Source organism: Pseudomonas sp. SIMBA_041 (assembly GCF_046535095.1).
Taxonomy (GTDB): Bacteria; Pseudomonadota; Gammaproteobacteria; order Pseudomonadales; family Pseudomonadaceae; genus Aquipseudomonas; species Aquipseudomonas mucoides.
Genome location: NZ_JAWRXJ010000107.1, coordinates 1 through 340 on the forward strand (window position 1 = coordinate 1; position 340 = coordinate 340).

Genomic DNA, 340 nt, shown 5'->3' on the forward strand with positions numbered 1-340 from the left:
GACCGGCCGATCGCGGGGTCTGCGACCGAACTAGTCCAGCAGGCGCATGAGCAACTGGCTCTGGTGAACAAGGATCCTCGTCACCTGTTCAACTGCGGCCCGGTTGCGCTGAGGCTGATGATTCTCTCCCACGACGCGCATAATCGGAAGGCGGACCGACTGCAATACTACCGAGCGGGCTCAAACGGGACGAATCTGGCGGAGCTCGAGCAGCTCGCCGGCAACGCGAAGTTTGCGTCTCGTGTCGTATACCGCCAACCGGGCCAAGCGGTCCCGGTGCCGTCGATCGTTCATTGGAACGTCGGGCATTTTGGGGCGATCCTTGGTCACGCCAATGGCC

Annotated in this window: 1 protein-coding gene; it reads left to right on the forward strand. The window is 62.4% G+C overall.

Going from position 1 to position 340, the window contains the following annotated elements:
• Positions 1-340: hypothetical protein (locus SB725_RS30440; protein ID WP_410923064.1), on the forward strand; the 340-nt coding region annotated here is incomplete at both ends.